1 protein-coding gene is annotated in these 1442 nt (G+C 61.4%); it reads left to right on the top strand.

Going from position 1 to position 1442, the window contains the following annotated elements:
* Positions 1–148: 148 nt before the first annotated feature.
* Positions 149–1442: phage portal protein (locus tag FJ980_RS31480; RefSeq protein ID WP_140547421.1), on the top strand; the 1294-nt coding region annotated here is incomplete at its 3' end.

Genomic DNA, 1442 nt, shown 5'->3' with positions numbered 1-1442 from the left:
ATCTCGTCGGCATCGCTGGCGCCGGATCGATCGTGTACGGGATCTGGCAGATCTACGCTCCCGCCGCCTTCATCGCCGGCGGCATCATGTTGACCGGTGCCGCTCTAGTGCTGGCGCGCCGTGCATCGCCGCGGCCGCAGGATAACGCATGATGCGCGGTCTCTTCGGGGCCCTCGCCGGCGGGGAGCGAAAGGACCAGGGCGGAAGTCGATATGGCTTGGTCGACGAGATGTGGGCGGATTTCTTCGGTGGCTACCGGTCATCGAAATCCGGTGTCTCGGTAAACTGGAAGTCCTCGCTGGCGAACACGACGGTCCTGGCGTGCTGCCGGGTTCGTGCTGATGGCCACGCCACGGTGCCATGGAAACTCTACCAGCGCACCGAAAAGACAAAAAACGGGCGCGTAGTGGTGGGCCGCCGTGAGGCTCGCGACCATCCGCTGTATGATCTGCTGGCGACGGCGCCTAACGAATGGATGACAAGCCTCGAGTTCCGGGAAACGCAGAGTTTCCACGTCGATCTCGTTGGTCGCTCCTACGCCTTCAAGAACGTCGTACGCGGCGAGATCGTGGAGATGATCCTCCTCGATCCGAGCCGTGTCACCAAGCGCACCAATAGCGACTACTCACGCGTGTATACGCTTCACGGCCTCGACGGCACCACGGAAACCGTGACTGGCGACCAGATTTGGGAGGTGAAAGGACCATCCTGGGACACGATCGATGGGCTTGACATCGTCCGTCTCGCCGCGGAGGCAGTCGGCCTAGCGCTGGCAACCGAGGAGAGCCACGCCGCGTTCCATCGCAATGGGGTGAGGCCCAGCGGCATGCTGTCGGTCGAAGGTGCCATGAACGAGGCCGGATTGATCCGCCTCGCCGCCTGGGTTCGTCGGAACTTTGGTGGTGCCAACAACACCGGCCGGATGATGGTGGTCGATCGGAACGCCAAGTTTCTTCCGATGCAGATGACCGTCGTCGACAGTCAGCACATCGAGACCAGAAAGTTCCAGGTGGAGCGAATCTGCGAAGTTCTGCGGGTGATGCCGATCATGATCGGTTTTTCCGGCGACAAAAACGCCACCTTTGCCTCAGCTGAACAGATGTTTCTCGCCCACCTCGTCCATTGCGTCCGACCGATCCACCGTCGCTTCGGCGGTTCTGGGGATCTGCACCTACTCACCAAAAACCACCGACACCAAGGCTTTTACACCGGGTTCGTCGACTCGGATTTCTTGAGCCCAAGCGTCGAAGCGAAGGCAAAATACAACCAAATCGCGCTAGGCGGCCCCAACAATGCTGGCTGGGTGACGCAGAACGACGTCCGCGGATGGGATGAGATGGACGCCGTTGACGGCGCCGACACCCTTTTCGTGCCGGCCGGGATGGCCGCACTGGACGAGACCGGCAAGCTTGTACCGATCACGGCGCCAGCAAAAACAGCGC

It is taken from the genome of Mesorhizobium sp. B1-1-5 (assembly GCF_006443065.1).
Lineage (GTDB): Bacteria > Pseudomonadota > Alphaproteobacteria > Rhizobiales > Rhizobiaceae > Mesorhizobium.
The sequence above is the reverse complement of the archived record's forward strand: the minus strand, read 5'-3'. Positions and strand labels throughout refer to the sequence as shown.